Genomic DNA, 17,404 nt, shown 5'->3' on the forward strand with positions numbered 1-17,404 from the left:
GCTGCTGAGACCGCGGCGTCCGTCGAGCGGCTGGACCGGCCGCTCCCCGAGGGCGTCCGCCGTCGGGTGGTCGGCATCGCCGCCGACGCGCTGGGCGGCCTCCCGGCGGCCGAACTGCCCGCGACGCTGCGCCAGTACGCGAAGTTCACCCCGGCCCGCCGGGCGAAGTACGCCGCCCCGGCGCTGGCCGCCGCGCTGGAGGCCGAGCCCGCCTTCCGGGTGCGGATAGCGGACCGGCTGCGGCTGGGGCAGCCCGATCTGGTGAAGGCCCTGGAGGCGGGCAGCGTGCCCGGCGCCGCCGACCCGATGGACGTCGCCGCCGCGGCGTACCTGCTGCGCCCGGCCGGCTGGAGCCGGCTCGTCGCCGACGCCGGTGAGCAGGTCGAGCGGGCGGGCGCCGAGGGGATGGCCGCCGAGGCGACCCGGCTGGTGGAGAAGCTGCAGGCCGAGCTGGCCGAGCTGCGGACCCACTCGCGGGCCGACCTGGACCGTCAGCGGGCCGAGGGCGAGAGCGTGCGGCGGGAGGCGGAGTCGCTGCGCAAGAAGGTGCGCAGCCTGGAGAGCGACACCCGGCGGGCGCAGGCGGAGGCGCGCAAGCTGCAGTCCGAGCTGGACGCGGCGAGGGCGCTGACCTCGGCCGAGCGCAGCGCCGCCGAGAGCGAGGCGCGGCGGCTGCGGCACCGGGTCTCGGAGCTGGAGACGGCCTTGGAGGCCGGGCGCCGGTCGGCTCGCGAGGGCCGCACGGTGGAGGAGATGCGGCTGCGGCTGCTGCTGGACACCGTGCTGCAGTCGGCGCAGGGCCTCCAGCGGGAGCTGGCGCTGCCGGTCTCCCAGATCCACCCGGCCGATCTGGTGGAGGCGGTGGTGCCGGGTTCGGCCTCGCCGCACGACATCGCCCGGCGGGCGCTGGCGGAGGACGACCCGGCGCTGCTCGACCAGCTGCTGGCGATCCCTCAGGTGCACCTGGTGGTGGACGGCTACAACGTCACCAAGACCGGCTACCCGGCGCTGCCGTTGGAGCAGCAGCGGATCAGACTGCTCGGCGGGCTGGCGATGCTGGCCCAGCGCACCCAGGCGGAGGTCACCTGTGTGTTCGACGGGCAGGACCTGGACGTGCCCGTGATCATGGCGCCGCCGCGCGGCGTCCGGGTGCGCTTCAGCCGGACGGGGGAGACGGCGGACGAGCTCATCCGCCGGCTGGTGCGGGCCGAGCCGCAGGGCAGGCCGGTGGTGGTGGTCTCCGCCGACCGGGAGGTCGCCGACGGCGTCCGCAAGGCCGGGGCCCGGCCGGTCGCATCGGTGCTGCTGCTCAACCGGCTCTCGCGCAGCTGATCGCACAGCTGATCCGGCAGCTGATCCCGCAGCTGACGGGGCTTCACCGGCCCGACATGGCGGGGATGTGTGGGTGCGGTGAAAGCCTGTCCCGATGGGGAAGTTCGTAGGGGCAGGAGAGTGGCGTTAATCCGTCAACTTCACTAGGGTCTGGCGTCAAACCTATTTTCCGGACAGTCGCCCGAACGGGTGTGTCCAGCAGGAAGAAGGAGCAAGTCCCTTGGCCTCCCACCGCCGCCCCAAGCAGCCGAGCCGCGCACGGGTCACCGTGCTGACCGCTGCCGCAGCGACCGCGGTCGCCCTGTCCGCCCAGGTGAGCGCGCACGCTGCGCCCGCCAAGCCGTCCAAGGACGAGGTCAAGGCACAGATCGACAAGCTGACCGACGACCAGGAGAAGGCCGCCGAGGTCTACAACGGCGCCAAGGAGCGGGCCGACCAGCTGCACAAGCAGGCCGACCAGCTGCAGGACCAGGTCGCCCGCGGCCAGGAGCAGATGAGCGTGCTGGCGACGGGCCTCGCGGCCGTCGCGGGCGAGCAGTACCGCAACGGCGGCATCGACCCCTCGGTCGCCCTGATGCTCTCCGCGGACCCCAGTGGCTACCTGGCGCAGGCCTCCAGCGCCGAGGAGGTCACGGCGACGCAGGCCCAGACGCTGAAGGGCCTCAAGGACCAGCAGCGCCGGCTGGACCAGCAGAAGCAGGAAGCCGCGGACGTGCTCGCCGAGCTCGACCAGAGCACCAAGGTCCTGAACGACGCCAAGGCGCAGGTGCAGCAGAAGCTGCAGGAGTCCCGCACGCTGCTGAGCCAGCTCAGCAGCGCCGACCGGGCCGCCCTGCTGGCGGCAGACCGGGCCTCGCGCAGCGACGCCCGCAGCCCCCTCCCCGCCGACCTCCCGCAGGCGAGCGGTTACGCGGGCGTGGCCGTCAGCGCCGCGCTGAGCAAGCGCGGCCACGACTACGTCTGGGGCGCCGAGGGTGCGAACACCTTCGACTGCTCGGGCCTGATGGTCTGGGCGTACGCGCAGGCGGGCGTCTCGCTTCCGCGCACCTCGCAGGAGCAGGCGCACGTCGGGACGAACGTCGGTACCGACATCGCCAACGCCCAGCCCGGCGACATCGTCATCTTCTTCAACGACGCGCACCACGTCGGGATGTACGTCGGCGGCGGCATGGTGGTGCACGCGCCGAAGACCGGCGACGTGGTGAAGCTGATGCCGGCCAACACGCTGACCATCAAGACCATCCGCCGCGTCTGACCCACTCGCGTCTGACCCACTGTCGAATGCCGCAAAAGCGGACAACTGCTGTCAGGTGGTACATCTGACGGCCAGTGACACGCGCGGGCCCGTCGAAACCGTCCTGTGATCCGGGACACCTTCGACGGGCCTGTTTCATGACCGGGAGTTGAACATTTGTCAGCCGATCGTGCAGGGATCGTCACGCTCGGTCGTAATCACAATCGAACTTGGCTCATGCTCAGACTTTTTTCCGACAAGGATTTGAACGGATCACGGTTCCGTTACTAGGGTCGTGCCTCGAACCACCGCACAGTCGATCACCCAGCCGGGTGGCGGCGGTGGTTACCGCCGAGTTCGAGAAGCAGCGGGGCAGGGTCACCTGCCTTACGGGGAATCCCCTGCGGGGGAGCTGTGTATCGGAGCCGGGGAACCACGTTTCCTCGGGGTGAATCGGCGCCAGGTCGGGCGGCCGTCGCGAGACGGCCCACCGGTGAGGCGTCGTAGGGCATCTCTTCCAGCCCGAACCCGTCAGCTCACCCGGTAGGCGGCCGTAGGAAGAAGGAGCCCGCCTTCGTGGCGTCCCATCGTCGTCCCAAGCCCGCAAGTCGCACCCGGATCACCCTGATGACCGCGGCTGCCGCCACCGCGGTGGCACTCTCGTCCCAGGCCGGCGCCCATGCAGACCCGGCGCCCACCAAGGACGAGGTCAAGACCCAGGTCGACCAGCTGAACCAGCAGGCCGAGGTCGCGACCGAGAAGCTGAACGCGGCCACCGAGAAGGAGCAGGCCCTGCAGAAGCAGGTCGGCTCCCTCCAGGACCAGGTCGCCCGCCAGCAGGCCCAGGTGAGCACGATCCAGGGCAGCCTCGGCGAGATAGCCGCCGAGCAGTACCGCAACGGCGGCATCTCGCCCACCGTCCAGCTGATGCTCTCCGCCTCGCCGGACTCCTTCCTGACCCAGGCCGGGGCCGTCAACCAGATCGGCACCTCGCAGGCCGACGCGCTGAAGACCCTCAAGGACGAGCAGCACAAGCTCGACGACCAGAAGGCCGAGGCGCAGGGCAAGCTCGCCGAGCTCGACGCGACCACCAAGAGCCTCAAGGCCGACAAGGACGACGTCCAGGCCAAGCTGGCCAAGGCCCAGGCGCTGCTCGACACCCTGACGCAGCAGGAGCGCGACGCGCTCGCCGCCGCCGAGGCGAAGGCCGCCGCCGACGCCAAGGCCGCCGCCAACCAGGCCACCGACCGGGCCTCGCGGGGCACCAGCCGCCCGACCCTCGGCACCCCCGCACCGGGCAGCGCCGCGCCTGGCAGCTCCTTCGCCGCCGCCGCGCTCGCCGCCGCGGAGAGCAAGCTCGGCGCCGACTACGTCTACGGCGCAGCGGGCCCGAACAACTTCGACTGCTCCGGTCTGATGCAGTGGGCGTACGCCCAGGCGGGTGTCACGCTGCCGCGTACCTCGCAGGAGCAGGCCCACGCCGGGACGAACCTGGGCACCGACCTCGCGAACGCCAAGGCCGGCGACCTGATCGTCTTCGGCGCCGACGCGCACCACATCGGCATGTACGTCGGTGGCGGCCAGGTCGTCCACGCCCCGCACACGGGCGCGGTCGTCCGGTACGAGTCCGCGTCGACGATGGGCGTCTCGGCCATCGTCCGGGTCTGACGCACCGGACGCACCGGACGCACCGGACGCACCTGACGCACCGCCCACGGCTCCAGCAGGCCCGGCACCTCCACCTCCGCGGTGGGGTGCCGGGCCTGCGGCGTTACCCCGAAGTGGATCTGATGTCCGATTAGTGGGCGAATATTCGAGCTTGCGGAGGTTTGGACTAGATCGCCGGGACTCGCTAACGTCTGCCCCCGGACCTCCGTGAGGACGGCCGCCCACTCCGGGCGGCGGCGGTGGCCCGGCCGCAGAGATGGAGCAGCCGCCGCATGCCGACGCCCCGCCGTTCCCCCCTGCCGGGCGTCCACCGGTTCGCCCGTGCGCTGGCCATCACCGCAGCGGCCACCGGCGTCATCGGCGCCGCCGTCGGCGGCACCGCCCAGGCCGCCCCCGGCGCACCCGCCGAGCCGCCCACCCGCAAGGACGTCAAGGCCCAGGTCGACCAGCTCTACGACGAGGCCGAGCAGGCCTCCGAGAAGTTCAACGCGGCGCAGGAGTACCAGAAGCGGCTGCAGGGCGAGACCGGCGCCCTGGAGGACCAGGTCGCCGCCGGGCAGGCCGAGGTCAACCGGATGCGCGCCGACCTCGGCGCCGTCGCCGCCGCCGAGTACCGGGCCGGGGGCATCGACCCCACCGTGCAGCTGATGCTCAGCTCCGACCCGGCCGCCTATCTCACCCGGGCCCGCAGCCTCGACCAGGCCGCCGAGCGGCAGAGCGAGACGCTGCACCAGGTGGTGGACCGTCAGCGCCGCCTCGACCAGCACCGCGCCGAGACCGCCGCCAAACTGGCCGAGCTGGAGCAGGTCCGCCGCTCGCTCGCCGAGAGCAAGCAGCAGGTCCAGCAGCGGCTCACCAAGGCCCAGCGCCTGCTCGACAGCCTCGGTGCCACCGAACGGGCCCGGCTCGTCGCCCAGGACGCCCAGGAGGCCGAGACCCGGGCCACCCGGGGCACCGACCGCCTCGACCTCGGCAGCCAGCCCGCCTCCTCCGAACGCGCCGCCGCCGCGCTCGCCGCCGCGATCGGCAAGATCGGCTCCCCGTACGTCTACGGATCCACCGGCCCCCGTACCTTCGACTGCTCCGGTCTGATGTACTGGAGCTGGCGGCAGGCCGGAGTCTCGCTGCCGCGCACCTCGCAGGAACAGGCCCACGCGGGGCAGCGGATCAGCCTCTCCGAGGCCCGACCGGGAGACCTGGTGCTCTTCTACAAGGACAGCCACCACGTCGGCATGTACGCCGGCGGCGGTGTCGTAGTGCACGCGCCCTACCCCGGCGCCCGGGTCCGCTTCGAGAGCGTCAGTGCGATGCCCGTCAGCGGGGTGGTGCGGGTCTGAGCGCGGACGGCGAGCAGCTGGTCGGCGACCTGCCCAGGACACCCGGGGCGGGTCGCACCGTGCTGCCCCGGCGTGGGGCCCTGCTGCTCGCCGCCGGCGCCTTCGCCCTGCTCTCGCCCCCCTACGGCCGCCGCACCGCGCTCGCCACCGAACCCCCGCCCGCCACGACGCCGCCCGTCCGGCCGCAGCTGGAGGCCCTGCTCGCCGCCCGCTCCGCCGCCCTGCTGCGCCCCGACCGGGCCGCCCTGCTGGCCGGCGCCGCCCCCGAGGCCGCCGCCGCCCAGCTGGCCACCCTCGACCGGCTGGCCCAGCTGCCGCTGGACGACCTCGACTACCGGATCACCGCCTTCACCGAACCGGCCGCCCCCGGCGCCGACCGGGTGACCGCCACCGCCGAACTCGGCTACTGCCTGCGCGGCACCGACGACCACCCCGCGCTGCTCACCCGCACGCTCACCTTCACCCGGCCCGGCGGCCGCTGGCTGCTCGCCGCCGAGGAGCCCGCCGGGGCGGTCGCGCTCTGGGACCTCGGCGCCGTGCACGTCGCCCGGGGGCAGCACAGCGTCGTCCTCGGCCTCGCCGAGCCCGCAGAGCTGGCCCGGACGGCGGCGCTCGCCGACCACGCCGTGCCCGCCGTCAGCGCCCTCTGGGGCACCGGCTGGGCCGGGCGCCTGCTGGTCGAGACCCCCGCGACCCAGGCGCAGTTCGCGCAGCTGCTCGGCGTCAGGGCCGAGGACTACCAGGGCATAGCCGCCGTCACCACGGCCGCCGCCGGAGCACCGCTGCACGCCGCCGCCGACCGCATCCTGGTCAACCCCGAGGCCTACGCCGAACTCACCGAACTCGGCCGACGCGTCGTCACCACCCACGAGGCCACCCACGTCGCCACCCGGGCCGACACCCACGCCTGGACCCCGCTCTGGCTCTCCGAGGGCGTCGCCGACTACACCGGCTACCGCACCAGCGGCCGCACCCCCCGGCAGATCGCCCCCGAACTGGCCAAGGACGTCAAGGCCGGCCGCCTGCCCACCGCCCTCCCCGCCGACGCCGACTTCAAGGCCGGCTCGGCGGGCATAGCGCAGGCGTACGAGCAGGGCTGGTCGGCCTGCTCACTGATCGCCGCCAAGTACGGCGAGCCGCAGCTGACCGCCTTCTACCGCGCGGTCGGCGCGGCCGGGCCGACCGGCTCCCGCGAGCAGTGGCTGGACGGGCTGCTCCGCGACCGGCTGGGGATCGGCCTGGACGACTTCCTGCGGCTGTGGGTCGCCGAGCTCAGGCGGACGCTCTCTTAGTGGCCCCGCCGGCTACTTGAGCAGGTGCTGCTCGTACGCGATACCCGGGCGGACGGAGTAGGCCGCCGGGGTGGCGGACTCCAGGGCCGGGAGGACGACGGTGCGGGCCGGCTCGGGGGCCCGGGTGGAGCGCCAGAGGCGGCGGCAGGAGAGCAGCGCGGCGGCCAGCAGCAGGAGGTTGCGCACGGTCAGCACCGCGACGCCCCAGGGCTGGCTGGCGTGCACCTGGCCGAAGAGGACCGGGAACTCCAGCGTGGTGACCAGGGTCGCGACCAGGACCAGCACCGCGACGGGCTTCTGGCTGGTGCCACGGACGGTCAGGCAGACCGCCGCGACACCGACCAGCCAGACCAGGTACTGCGGGCTGATCACCCGGCTGGTGACGGTGAAGACCAGCAGCGCGGCCAGCGCCGCGTCGTACGGGGTGGAGGGCTGCCAGCGCTGGGCCCGCAGCCGCCAGACCAGCAGCCAGCCGAAGCCGACGGCCGTCGCCCCCACGGAGACCTTGGAGATCACCGTGACCCAGGGGCCGAGCAGCTCCAGCGAGCCGTAGTTCATCGAGACCTGGCCGTGCCAGCTGCCCGCCAGGCGGGCGAAGTGCAGCGGCAGCGCGCTCAGCGACTCGACCTCGATGCCCCGGTCGCGCTGGAACTTGAGGAACTCGAAGGCCCCGTTCATCCCCGCCGCGAGCAGGAAGCCGAGCGCGCTCAGGGTGGCCAGCGCGGCCGTCCAGGAGCGCCGGGTGCGGCGGCCGCGCGGGGTGCCCGCGAGGGCCAGCACCGGCCAGATCTTCACCATGCCGCCGATCCCCAGCAGCACCCCGCCCAGCGCCGGACGCCGCAGCACCGCCAGCAGCCCGGCCACCGCGATCGCCGTGACGATCAGGTCGTACCGGCAGTAGACCGTCGGCCCGAGCAGCGGCACGCCCGCCACCCAGACCCAGGCGCCGGTGAAGCTGCGGCCCCGGCGCGAGCCGGCCCGCATCAGCAGCCCCGTCGTGACGGCGTCGAAGACCCCGCAGAGCACGTAGAAGGAGATCAGGTACGACCAGGGCAGCAGCCCCGGCAGCAGGATGACCAGCGCCGCGCCGGGCGGGTACTGCCAGGTCACGTCGTCGAGCGGGAAGGTGCCGGTCTGCAGCACCTCGTACCAGCCGTGGTAGATCACCGAGACGTCCGCCGTCACGTCCGTGCCGGAGATCCTGACGATGCCGAGCACCATCAGGACGATCAGTACCCGGGTGACGACCCAGGCCGCACCGAGGCCCCAGAGGGCACCGCCCGCCGGGGAGGGAGGCAGCGAGAGCGCGGTACTGCCGCCGTTGCCGGTGGCGCCGGTACGACCGGCAGGGACCAACTCCACTGTGCTCCTCGCATCTCTCGGACACCGCGCACCTCGGCCGCGCGCTGGATGCCCCCGGACACCGCCCCGGCGCTCCGGCCGGCGCGACCTATGACGAACGGTGCGCGGCCCGACGGCGTTCCCGGCGAGCGGTGGTGTTGACCTATGGTACGGATCAGAGAGGGGTACACCGAGCACCCCCCGACCGAGCGAGCCGTGGATGCACAAGACCCTCATCGTCACCAACGACTTCCCGCCGCGCCCCGGCGGCATCCAGGCCTTCGTCCACAACATGGCCGTCCGCCAGCCCGCCGGGAGCATCGTGGTCTACGCCTCGACCTGGCGGGACGGCAGCGAGGTCGCCAAGTTCGACGCCGAACAGCCATTCCCGGTCATCAGGGACCGGACGAAGATGATGGTCCCCACCCCCCGGGTCACCCGGCGGGCCGCCCAGATCCTCAGGGCGGAGGGCTGCGACTCGGTCTGGTTCGGCGCCGCCGCACCGCTCGGTCTGATGGCCCCCGCGCTGCGCCGGGCGGGGGCCGGGCAGCTGCTCGGCATGACGCACGGCCACGAGGCGGCCTGGGCCCAGCTGCCCGGCTCCCGGCAGCTGCTGCGGCGGATCGGCGCGGGCACGGACGTGCTGACCTACTTGGGCGAGTACACCCGCTCGCGGATCGCCGCCGCCGTCGGGCCGGAGGCGGCCGGGCGGATGGTGCAGCTCCCGCCGGGGGTCGACGAGCAGACCTTCCGCCCCGACTCCGGCGGCGCCGAGATCCGCGCCCGGCTCGGGCTGACGGACCGTCCGGTGATCGTCTGCGTCTCCCGGCTGGTGCCGCGCAAGGGGCAGGACACGCTGATCTCCGCGCTGCCGCAGATCCTGCGGGACGTGCCGGACGCGGTGCTGCTGATCGTCGGCGGCGGCCCCTACCGGGCCGACCTGGAGAAGCTCGCCGCGAGCGTCGGCGTGTCCGGCTCGGTCCGGTTCACCGGCGCGGTGCCGTGGGAGGAGCTGCCCGCCCACTACGGCGCCGGGGACGTCTTCGCGATGCCATGCCGCACCCGGCGCGGCGGCCTGGACGTGGAGGGCCTCGGGATCGTCTACCTGGAGGCCTCCGCGACCGGCCTGCCGGTCGTCGCCGGGGACTCCGGCGGGGCGCCCGACGCCGTCCTGGAGGGCGAGACGGGCTACGTCGTCCCCGGGCGCTCGACCGACGCGCTCGCCGAGCGGATCGTCCGGCTGCTGAACGACCCGGCACTGCGGCAGCGGATGGGCGAGGCCGGCCGCCGCTGGGTCGAACGCTCCTGGCGCTGGGACACCCTCGCGGGGCGGCTCACGTCGCTGCTCGCCGCTTGACGCAACTGTTGAACCGACAGGGGCGCGGGGAACTTCCCCGCGCCCCTGTGGTGGTTGCTCTCAGCTGTTCAGCGCTGGTACAGCGCCTCGACGTCGGCGGCGAAGTCCTTGAGGACGAGGTTGCGCTTCAGCTTGAGGGACGGCGTGAGGTGGCCGCTGGCCTCGGAGAGGTCGGCGTCGAGGACGCGGAACTTCTTGACGGCCTCCGCGTGCGAGACGGCGAGGTTGCCGTCGTCCACGGCGGACTGGAAGGCGGCGAGGAGGTCCGGGTCGTCCTGGAGGGAGGCGACCGTCGCGGCTGCGGGCTTGCCGTTGAGCTCCTTCCACTTCGGGAAGAACTCCTCGTCGACCGTCAGCAGGCAGGCGATGAAGGGCTTGCGATCACCGACGACCATCACCTCGCCGACCAGCGGGTGGGCCCGGATGCGGTCCTCGATCACGGCGGGGGCGACGTTCTTGCCACCCGCTGTGACAATGATCTCCTTCTTCCGGCCGGTGATGGAGAGGTAGCCCTCGTCGTCGAGGGTGCCCAGGTCACCGGTGGCGAACCAGCCGTCCCGCAGGGCCTCGGCCGTCGCGGTCGGGTTGTTCCAGTAGCCGGTGAAGACCTGCGGGCCCTTGAGCAGCACCTCGCCGTCCTCGGCGATCCGGATCGCCGAGCCCGGCAGCGGCTGGCCGACGGTGCCGATCTTCGGCTTGTCGTGCGGGTTGAAGGCGGTCGCCGCGCAGGTCTCGGTCAGGCCGTAGCCCTCCAGGACGGTGAAGCCGATGCCCCGGTAGAAGTGGCCGAGGCGCTCGCCCAGGGGCGCGCCGCCGGAGATCGCGTGGGTGGCCCGCCCGCCCAGTGCCGCGCGGAGCTTGGAGTAGACCAGCCGGTCGAAGACCTTGTGCTTGAGCTTGAGGGCGAGCGAGGCGCCGCCCTGGTCGAGCGCGCGGCTGTACGCGATCGCGGTGTCGGCGGCCTGGTCGAAGATCTTGCCCTTGCCGTCCGCCTGGGCCTTGGCCCGCGCGGTGTTGAAGACCTTCTCGAAGACCCGGGGCACGCCCAGGATCAGCGTCGGACGGTAGGCGGCCAGCTCGGCCGTGACGTCCTTGATGTCGGAGACGTGCCCGAGCTTGATCGGCGCGATCGCGGCGGCGATCTCGGCGATCCGGCCCAGCACGTGGGCCAGCGGCAGGAACAGCAGCACCGAGCTCTCGCCGGTGGTGAACAGCGGCTCCAGACGGGCCGTCACGTTGCCGAGCTCGGACATGAAGTTGCCGTGCGTCAGCTGACAGCCCTTCGGGCGGCCGGTGGTGCCCGAGGTGTAGACGATGGTGGCGAGCGAGTCGGCGGAGGCCGTCGAGCGGCGCTCGGTGACGGTGGCGTCGGCGACCTTGCCGCCCGCCGCCGCGAGGGCCGCCACGGCACCGCGCTCGATCTGCCAGCTGTGCGCGAGATCGGGCAGCGAGCCCCGGACCTGCTCGACCACGGCGGCGTGCGCATCGGTCTCGGTGATCACGGCGACTGCGCCGGAGTCGCCCAGGATCCACTGCACCTGCTCGGCGGAGGAGGTCTCGTACACCGGCACGGTGACGGCGCCCGCGCACCAGATCGCGAAGTCCAGCAGCGTCCACTCGTAGCGGGTGCGGGACATCACGCCGACCCGGTCGCCCGGCGCGATGCCGACGGCGATCAGGCCCTTGGCGGCGCTGTGCACCTCGGCGAGGAACTGCGCTGCCGTCAGGTCGGCCCACCCGCTGTCGGTCTTCCGGCTGAGCACCGCGACGCCCGGGTACTGCTCGGCGTTCTGGTGGACGAGGTCGGAGAGGTTACCGCCGCTCGGTACCTGGTAGCGGGCCGGAAGGCTGAACTCGAGCAAGGCTGCTCCTCGTCTGCGACGCTGCGGGACGGCAGGACGTTACTGCCCGGTAGGTGGATTCGGCCAGGGGAGTCGGCCCCGGTGTTCGAAGAGTCACACCCGCAGGTCGGAGTGCCGATGGCCTCTCCCCGCACCTTATGACAGCCACTCCGTGACCCGCCGGTAGCGACAGACGAACAGGCGCCCCAAGGGCAAGCGGGCGCCGCCGGGCGCGATAACCTGCCCTGGGCGCACATCTGAAGAGACGCGGAGGGCCGTTCCATGGCGGAACACACCAGGTCGAGCATCACCATCGCCGCGACCCCGGCCGAGGTGATGGCCGTGATCGCCGACTTCGCCGCCTACCCGGCATGGACGGGCGAGGTCAAGGAGATCGAGGTGCTGGAGACGGCCCCGAACGGCCGGGCCGCCGAGGTGCGCCTGCTGCTCGACGCCGGTGCCATCCGCGACGAGCACGTGCTCGCCTACACCTGGGACGGCGACCGCGAGGTCAGCTGGACGCTGGTGAAGAGCCAGATGCTGCGCTCGCTCGACGGCTCCTACGCCCTGGCCGCCGTCGCCGGCGGCACCGAGGTCACCTACCAGCTCGCCGTCGACGTCAAGATCCCGATGCTCGGCATGATCAAGCGCAAGGCCGAGAAGGTCATCATCGACCGCGCCCTGGCCGGCCTGAAGAAGCGCGTCGAAGGCTAGTGGTAGCCCGCACCATCCTGGTGAGCGGCGACGGCTCGGCGCTGGTCGCCGCCGCCACCGCCCTCCACGCCGCCCGCCAGGGCCGCCGGACGCTGCTGCTCGCCGCCGACGACCCGCACCGCACGCTGGACGCCGTCCTCGGCACCCGGCTCACCGAGCACCCCACCCCGTACGCCGAGCACCTCAGCGCCGCCCGGGTCGACGAGCAGGCCGCCTTCCGGACGGCGCTCGGCGAGCTCGGCCCGCGCCTGCGGCCCGCCCTCGACCTGCTCGGCGCCGCACCGCTCGACCCCGAGGAGCTCACCGCGCTGCCCGGCACCCGGCAGCTGGCCCTGCTCCGCGCGCTGCGCGCCGCCGACGCCGAGGTGCTGGTCGTCGCCGCGCCGCCGCCCGCCGAACTCCTCGCCGCCCTCGCGCTGCCCGAGCAGCTCGACCGCTACCTCGCCCGGCTGCTGCCCGAGCAGCGCCAGGCCGCCCGCGCCCTGCGGCCGCTGCTCGCCGCCGTCGCCGGAGTGCCGATGCCCGCCGACTGGCTCTTCGAGGCCCGGGGCTGGGCCGCGAAGGCGCTCGCCGAGGCCCGCGCCGTGATCGAGGCGCCCGGCACCTCCGTCCGCCTGGTGCTCGACGCCGAGACGCACAGCGCCGACGAGCTGCGCCGCATCCACGCCGGACTCGCCCTGGCCGGCCACCGGCTGGACGCCCTGATCGCCCACCGCGCGCTGCCGGTCGGCGCGGCGGGCTCGGCCGACCCGTGGCTGGCGGCCCTCGCCGAGCGCCAGCAGGAGCGGCTCGCCGAGCTGGCGGGCTCGGTGCGGGTGCCGGTGCTGGTCTGCCGCCAGCCGGAGGCCACCCTGGAGGGCATGGCCGCCCAGCTGTACGGGGACGGGCCCGGCCCGTCGCCGGAGCCGCTGACCTGGCCGGTCGAGGACCGGCTCGCCGAGGACGGCCTGCTGGTCTGGCAGCTCGCCCTGCCGGGCGCGGACCGGGCCGACCTCGAACTCGTCCGGCGGGGCGACGAGCTGGTGGTGGGGATCGGCGCGTACCGGCGGACCCTGCCGCTGCCTGCCGCGCTGCGCCGCTGCACGGTGGCGGGGGCCGGGCTGGCGGACGGTGTGCTCTCCGTGCGCTTCGCGCCCGACCCGGCGCTCTGGCCGCGCTAGTGCCGCGGCAGCAGGTCGCGTTGCACCGCCCCTGGGGGGATGCCCGGCTGAGGTAGCGTCGAGCGTGCAGCGGCCTGCCGGTTGGCCGCCCCGAGGGAGGCGCCCGATGGCAGAGGAACAGCAGGAGAACCCGCTGGCGGAGGAGATCCGCCGGTTCGCGGTCGCCGTGGGGGACAAGGCGCAGCAGCTGGGCGGGAAGCTGCGGGAGCAGAACCCCGAGGTCTACGGGCATCTGGCCGCCGCCGGGGGCGAACTGCTGGCCGCGTACCGGGCCGCCGTCTCGGGTCACGAGCGCCGCTGGGCTTCGCCCGGACGCGCCGATGGTGAGCCGATCGACCTTGACGAGCCGTCCGACAAGTAGTGAAGGCGTATTCCGCTTGTTGTGGCGGAGTGACTTTGCTCTGTCACCCAGCGGGCCTGAATGTACGACCCTTGAAGTCGAGAAGCTCGCTTCCTCACGAATTGTCTTCGATTCATGTAGGCAGAGGTGTGTACGGGAGGCCGCTCAGGCGGTACCGTTCCGCTCAGCGGGAACGAGTGAATAGCTGAGGGACACATGGCTCTGACCATCGGCGTCGATGTCGGCGGGACGAAGATCGCGGCAGGCGTGGTCGACGAGAACGGCGAGATCCTGGCGAGGACCCGGGTACCCACCCCCGCCGACCCCCAGTGGGCGGTCGATGCCATCGCCCAGGCCGTCCGTGAGCTCCGGGAGCAGTACCCGGAGGTGGCGGGCGTCGGCGTCGGCGCCCCCGGCTTCGTGGACTCCAGCCGTTCCACCGTGATCTTCGCGCCGAACATCGCGTGGGAGGCCGAGCCGCTCAAGACCCGGATCGAGGAGCTCACCGGCCTCGACGCCGTCATCGAGAACGACGCCAACTGCGCCGCCTGGGCGGAGTTCCGCTTCGGCGCGGCGGCCGAGCACACCGACATGGTGCTGATCACCGTCGGCACCGGCATCGGCGGCGGGCTCGTCCTCGACGGCCGTCTGCACCGCGGCCGCTTCGGCGTCGCCGGCGAGATCGGCCACCTCAACATGGTGCCGGACGGCCTGCTCTGCGGCTGCGGCGGCAAGGGCTGCTGGGAGCAGTACGGCTCCGGCCGGGCCCTGCGGCGGTACGGCCGCGAGAAGGCGGCGGCCGACCCGATCGCCGGCAAGCGGATGCTCGAACTCAACGACGGCGTCGCCGAGACCATCCGGGGCATCCACATCACCGAGGCCGCGGAAGACGGTGACCCGCTCGCGCTGGAGTGCTACGCCGAGCTCGCCGACTGGCTCGGCCGGGGCATGGCCGACCTCGCGGCACTCTTCGACCCGGGCGTCTTCGTCCTCGGCGGCGGCGTCTCCGACTCGGGCCGCCTACTGCTCGACCCCGTCGCCAAGGCGTTCGGCACCTACCTGACGGGCGGCGTGCACCGGCCCCGGGCCGAGGTCGTCCTCGCGTCGATGGGCTCAGCAGCGGGGATCGTCGGCGCAGGGGACCTGGCCCGTTACTGAGGCTGCACGCAATTGGCCAGCCCCCAGGGGCGCGAGGAACTGCGCGAAACGGGAGAGACGGCGCCGTACCTTCCGCCTCGCGCAGTTCCCCGCGCCCCTGGGGTGACCCAACGGGAGTGGTTGTGCGGGTGCTCAGTTACAACGTGCGGTCGCTGCGGGACGACCGGCGGGCGTTGGTGCGGGTGATCCGGGCCTGTCGGCCGGATGTGGTGTGTGTGCAGGAGTCGCCGCGGTACTGGCGGCCGGGTGGGCAGGTCGCCTGGCTGGCGCGGGAGACCGGGACGAAGGTGCTCTCGGGTGGGGGGCGGATCGCGGCCGGGCCACTGCTGCTCGGGCGGCCCGAGGTCGAGGTGCTGGAGACCAGGGACAGGCTGCTGCCGAAGACCAGGGGGCTGCACGCGCGGGGCTTCGCGACCGCGCTGCTGCGGGTCGACGCCGGGGAGCCGGTCGTGGTGACGAGCTGTCACCTCAGCCTCGACCCGGAGGAGCGGCTGCGGCAGTTCGCGCTGCTCCCCGAGCAGTTCGCCCCGGGTGAGCACGGTGTGATCGCCGGGGACTTCAACGAGCATCCGGACGGGCCCGGTTGGCAGGGCCTGGCCGCGCGGTACCGGGACGCCCACCTCGCCGCGCCCTGGGGCGGCACCTTCACCTCCGTACCCGAGCGGCCGTACCAGCGGATCGACGCGGTGTTCGTCACCGAGGGCGTCGAGGTGCTGGCCTGCGGGGTGCCGCAGGACCTGCCCGGTCTCGCACCGGCCGATCTGCTGGCGGCGACCGACCACCTGCCCGTCCTGGCCGACCTGCGGGTGCCGGGCGCCTGACAGCTGACGGCCCGTCCGGCGTGCCGCCCGGCGGCGGTGGGCCGGTGGGCCGCACAGTGGCGGGGTGAGTGACACCGCAGAGGGGACCGAGGCAGCCGAGGACCACCGGGCGGGCTGGTTCGAGCTCTTCCTCGACCTGGTCTTCGTGGTCACCGTCAGCGTGTTGGCGCAGGGCCTGCACGGCGACCCGGGCCCCGGTGCGTTCGGCACCTTCCTGGTGCTGTTCTTCCCCGCCTGGTGGGCCTGGGCGAACCTGATGGTCACCGTCAACGTCTTCGGCTCGGCCAACCCCCGGACGCAGGCGATGCTGTTCGGCGCGATGCCCGCCCTCGGGCTGATGGCCGCCGCCGCGCCCGAGGGGCTGGGCAGCAGGGCCTGGGCGTACGCGCTCGGCGCCGCCTGGGTGCGGCTGGTCTTCTTCCTGATCTGGTGGGGCCGGGCCCGGCGGGCCGACCACCCGCTGCCGCTCTGGCGGCCGGTGCTCTACTGCCTGGTGCCCGCCGCGCTCTGGACGCTCTCGGCGGCGGTGCCGAGCCCCGCCCGGTTCGTGCTGTGGGGGCTGGCGATCGCGCTGGAGATCGTGCTGCTCGCCATCCGTACCGGCCTGACCAGGGGCTTCTACGACGAGCTGATCGTCGAACACCTGGTGGAGCGGATCGGCCTGTTCGTGGTGATCGTGCTCGGGGAGAGCGTCTTCACCATCGTGGTGACGCTGGCGGACCACTTCACCGGGGCCTCCGGCGCGGCGGCCGTGCTCGGCTTCGTGGTGGTCGCCGAGCTGGCCATGATCTTCTTCACCTGGGGCACCGCCAATGCGGCTCGCGGGCTGGAGCGGTCGATCGGCGCCGGTGCGACGGGCGCCATCCGGGACACCGTGATGTACCTGCCGTTCGTGCTGGTCTCCGGCATCACGGTGATCGCCGCCGCCCTCGGCACCGCCGTCGCCGAACCCGACCATCACCTGCCGCCCGGTGCCTGCTGGGCGCTCTGCGGCGGGGTCCTGGCGTTCTACACCGCCAACGCGGCGATCTCGCTGCGGTACGGCGACGGGGCCCGGGTGGTGGCGCGGTGGTACGGGCCGTGCCTGGTGCTCGTGCCCGCGGCGCTGCTGCCGGCCTGCCTCGGGCTGCCCGCGTGGGGCGCCGTCGCGGTGGCGGCCGGGCTGGTGTTCCTGCTCGCCAAGCTCTCGAAGCTGCACAGGTAGCCCCGGGCCGGGCCGCGCCCCCGGGGTCAGACGACGGCGCCGCCGTGCGGGTCCGGGGGCTCGTCCTCGTCGTGGTCCTTCATCCGGACGACCAGGGTGACGAAGCCGCCGAGGAAGGCGGAGACGCCGACCCAGGCGGGCCAGCCCGAGACCTCGCGCCAGAAGAGGGCGTCGAAGAGCAGTAGGGCCGGGCCGCCGAGCACGGCGAGCCAGGCGAACTTGGCGGTGGTGTCGGCGGGCGGCAGCGGGGGCGGCTCGGGCGGCACGAAGTGGCCCTCGTCCGCGTCCTCGGCGGGCTCGTAGTCGCGCGGGCCGGGGGTGGCAGGGCGCGGCCGGGGCTGGGGTGCGAGGTCGGCGTGGTCGCCGGGCTCCGGGCGCTCCGTCCGGGCCCTGAGGTTCTCGATCTCCGGCCACTCGGGGTTGTTGAGGTCCACCGGGTCGTCGAACTGGGCGACCAGGGCCGCGAAGATCGCGTCCTGCTCGGCCTGGCTGCCCGGCGACGGGCGGTGGACGGGAGCCTCGGGCTCGTCCTTCGCGCTGCTGCCGTTCTTCGCACCGCCGTCCGAGGGCAGGTCCTCGTCGCCGCTTGTCGCCCCGCTCATGGG

15 protein-coding genes and 1 riboswitch are annotated in these 17,404 nt (G+C 73.4%); of the genes, 12 read left to right on the plus strand and 3 right to left on the minus strand.

The genetic code is table 11. From position 1 onward, the window contains the following. The first annotated feature begins 30 nt into the window (after window positions 1–30). The 5 genes from ACR68M_RS25835 to ACR68M_RS25855 all read left to right on the plus strand — a co-directional run bounded on the left by ACR68M_RS25835 (window position 31) and on the right by ACR68M_RS25855 (window position 6,863). A complete protein-coding gene (locus ACR68M_RS25835; protein ID WP_441251715.1) occupies window positions 31–1,332 on the plus strand; it encodes an NYN domain-containing protein in 1,302 nt (433 codons plus the stop codon). A 220-nt stretch (window positions 1,333–1,552) separates the two neighbouring features. Continuing rightward, complete coding sequence (locus tag ACR68M_RS25840; RefSeq protein ID WP_441246507.1) at window positions 1,553–2,587, plus strand: NlpC/P60 family protein; 1,035 nt, start codon at window positions 1,553–1,555, stop codon at window positions 2,585–2,587. A 359-nt stretch (window positions 2,588–2,946) separates the two neighbouring features. Next, window positions 2,947–3,132: riboswitch (cyclic di-AMP (ydaO/yuaA leader) on the plus strand. 10 nt (window positions 3,133–3,142) lie between these two features. Beyond that, window positions 3,143–4,234 carry an NlpC/P60 family protein gene (locus ACR68M_RS25845; RefSeq protein ID WP_441246508.1) on the plus strand — a complete coding sequence of 364 codons (1,092 nt, stop codon included), beginning with the start codon at window positions 3,143–3,145 and terminating at the stop codon, window positions 4,232–4,234. A 272-nt stretch (window positions 4,235–4,506) separates the two neighbouring features. Then, complete coding sequence (locus ACR68M_RS25850) at window positions 4,507–5,571, plus strand: NlpC/P60 family protein (RefSeq protein ID WP_441246509.1); 1,065 nt, start codon at window positions 4,507–4,509, stop codon at window positions 5,569–5,571. 59 nt (window positions 5,572–5,630) lie between these two features. After that, entirely contained in the window at window positions 5,631–6,863 is a 1,233-nt protein-coding gene (locus ACR68M_RS25855) for a hypothetical protein (protein ID WP_441246510.1), read from the plus strand. Between the two features lie 12 nt (window positions 6,864–6,875). On the opposite strand, the gene ACR68M_RS25860 is transcribed toward ACR68M_RS25855, so the two are convergent. After that, complete coding sequence (locus tag ACR68M_RS25860; protein WP_441246511.1) at window positions 6,876–8,225, minus strand: glycosyltransferase 87 family protein; 1,350 nt, start codon at window positions 8,223–8,225, stop codon at window positions 6,876–6,878. Window positions 8,226–8,424: 199 nt separating this feature from the next. Here ACR68M_RS25860 and ACR68M_RS25865 point away from each other — a divergent pair, with 199 nt between their 5' ends. Next, window positions 8,425–9,561: a glycosyltransferase family 4 protein gene (locus ACR68M_RS25865; protein ID WP_441246512.1), complete on the plus strand. Its 1,137-nt coding sequence runs from the start codon at window positions 8,425–8,427 to the stop codon at window positions 9,559–9,561. A 68-nt stretch (window positions 9,562–9,629) separates the two neighbouring features. Here ACR68M_RS25865 and ACR68M_RS25870 read toward each other — a convergent pair whose 3' ends face one another. Further along, on the minus strand, window positions 9,630–11,423 hold the full coding sequence (locus ACR68M_RS25870; protein WP_441246513.1) for an AMP-dependent synthetase/ligase: 1,794 nt from the start codon (window positions 11,421–11,423) through the stop codon (window positions 9,630–9,632). A gap of 261 nt (window positions 11,424–11,684) precedes the next feature. On the opposite strand from ACR68M_RS25870, the gene ACR68M_RS25875 reads away from it, so the two are divergent. The 6 genes from ACR68M_RS25875 (at window position 11,685) to ACR68M_RS25900 (ending at window position 16,799) form a co-directional block, all read left to right on the plus strand. Continuing rightward, entirely contained in the window at window positions 11,685–12,116 is a 432-nt protein-coding gene (locus tag ACR68M_RS25875) for an SRPBCC family protein (protein ID WP_441246514.1), read from the plus strand. Next, window positions 12,116–13,276, plus strand: a complete 1,161-nt coding sequence (locus ACR68M_RS25880; protein WP_441246515.1) for an ArsA-related P-loop ATPase — start codon at window positions 12,116–12,118, stop codon at window positions 13,274–13,276. The genes ACR68M_RS25875 and ACR68M_RS25880 overlap by 1 nt, the downstream gene beginning before the upstream one ends. Window positions 13,277–13,382: 106 nt before the next feature. Further along, entirely contained in the window at window positions 13,383–13,637 is a 255-nt protein-coding gene (locus tag ACR68M_RS25885) for a DUF5304 family protein (RefSeq protein WP_441246516.1), read from the plus strand. Between the two features lie 195 nt (window positions 13,638–13,832). Beyond that, a complete protein-coding gene (locus ACR68M_RS25890) occupies window positions 13,833–14,774 on the plus strand; it encodes an ROK family glucokinase (RefSeq protein ID WP_441246517.1) in 942 nt (313 codons plus the stop codon). Between the two features lie 128 nt (window positions 14,775–14,902). Further along, the gene (locus ACR68M_RS25895) at window positions 14,903–15,595 is read left to right on the plus strand and encodes an endonuclease/exonuclease/phosphatase family protein (protein ID WP_441246518.1); all 693 of its coding nucleotides are present in this window, start codon (window positions 14,903–14,905) and stop codon (window positions 15,593–15,595) included. Between the two features lie 64 nt (window positions 15,596–15,659). Continuing rightward, the gene (locus ACR68M_RS25900) at window positions 15,660–16,799 is read left to right on the plus strand and encodes a low temperature requirement protein A (RefSeq protein WP_441246519.1); all 1,140 of its coding nucleotides are present in this window, start codon (window positions 15,660–15,662) and stop codon (window positions 16,797–16,799) included. Window positions 16,800–16,825: 26 nt separating this feature from the next. Here the strand turns inward: ACR68M_RS25900 and ACR68M_RS25905 are convergent, their stop codons facing one another. Next, window positions 16,826–17,401, minus strand: a complete 576-nt coding sequence (locus ACR68M_RS25905) for a hypothetical protein (RefSeq protein ID WP_441246520.1) — start codon at window positions 17,399–17,401, stop codon at window positions 16,826–16,828. Window positions 17,402–17,404 lie beyond the last annotated feature (3 nt).

This window comes from Kitasatospora sp. McL0602 (assembly GCF_052076145.1).
Classification (GTDB): domain Bacteria; phylum Actinomycetota; class Actinomycetes; order Streptomycetales; family Streptomycetaceae; genus Kitasatospora.

Bases quoted from the DNA above. Each gene is read 5' to 3' on its own strand.
- ACR68M_RS25850 (WP_441246509.1), top strand. From the start codon at position 4,507: ATGCCGACGCCCCGCCGTTCCCCCCTGCCGGGCGTCCACCGGTTCGCC.
- ACR68M_RS25865 (WP_441246512.1), top strand. From the start codon at position 8,425: ATGCACAAGACCCTCATCGTCACCAACGACTTCCCGCCGCGCCCCGGC.
- ACR68M_RS25875 (WP_441246514.1), top strand. From the start codon at position 11,685: ATGGCGGAACACACCAGGTCGAGCATCACCATCGCCGCGACCCCGGCC.
- ACR68M_RS25885 (WP_441246516.1), top strand. From the start codon at position 13,383: ATGGCAGAGGAACAGCAGGAGAACCCGCTGGCGGAGGAGATCCGCCGG.
- ACR68M_RS25890 (WP_441246517.1), top strand. From the start codon at position 13,833: ATGGCTCTGACCATCGGCGTCGATGTCGGCGGGACGAAGATCGCGGCA.
- ACR68M_RS25905 (WP_441246520.1), bottom strand. From the start codon at position 17,401: ATGAGCGGGGCGACAAGCGGCGACGAGGACCTGCCCTCGGACGGCGGT.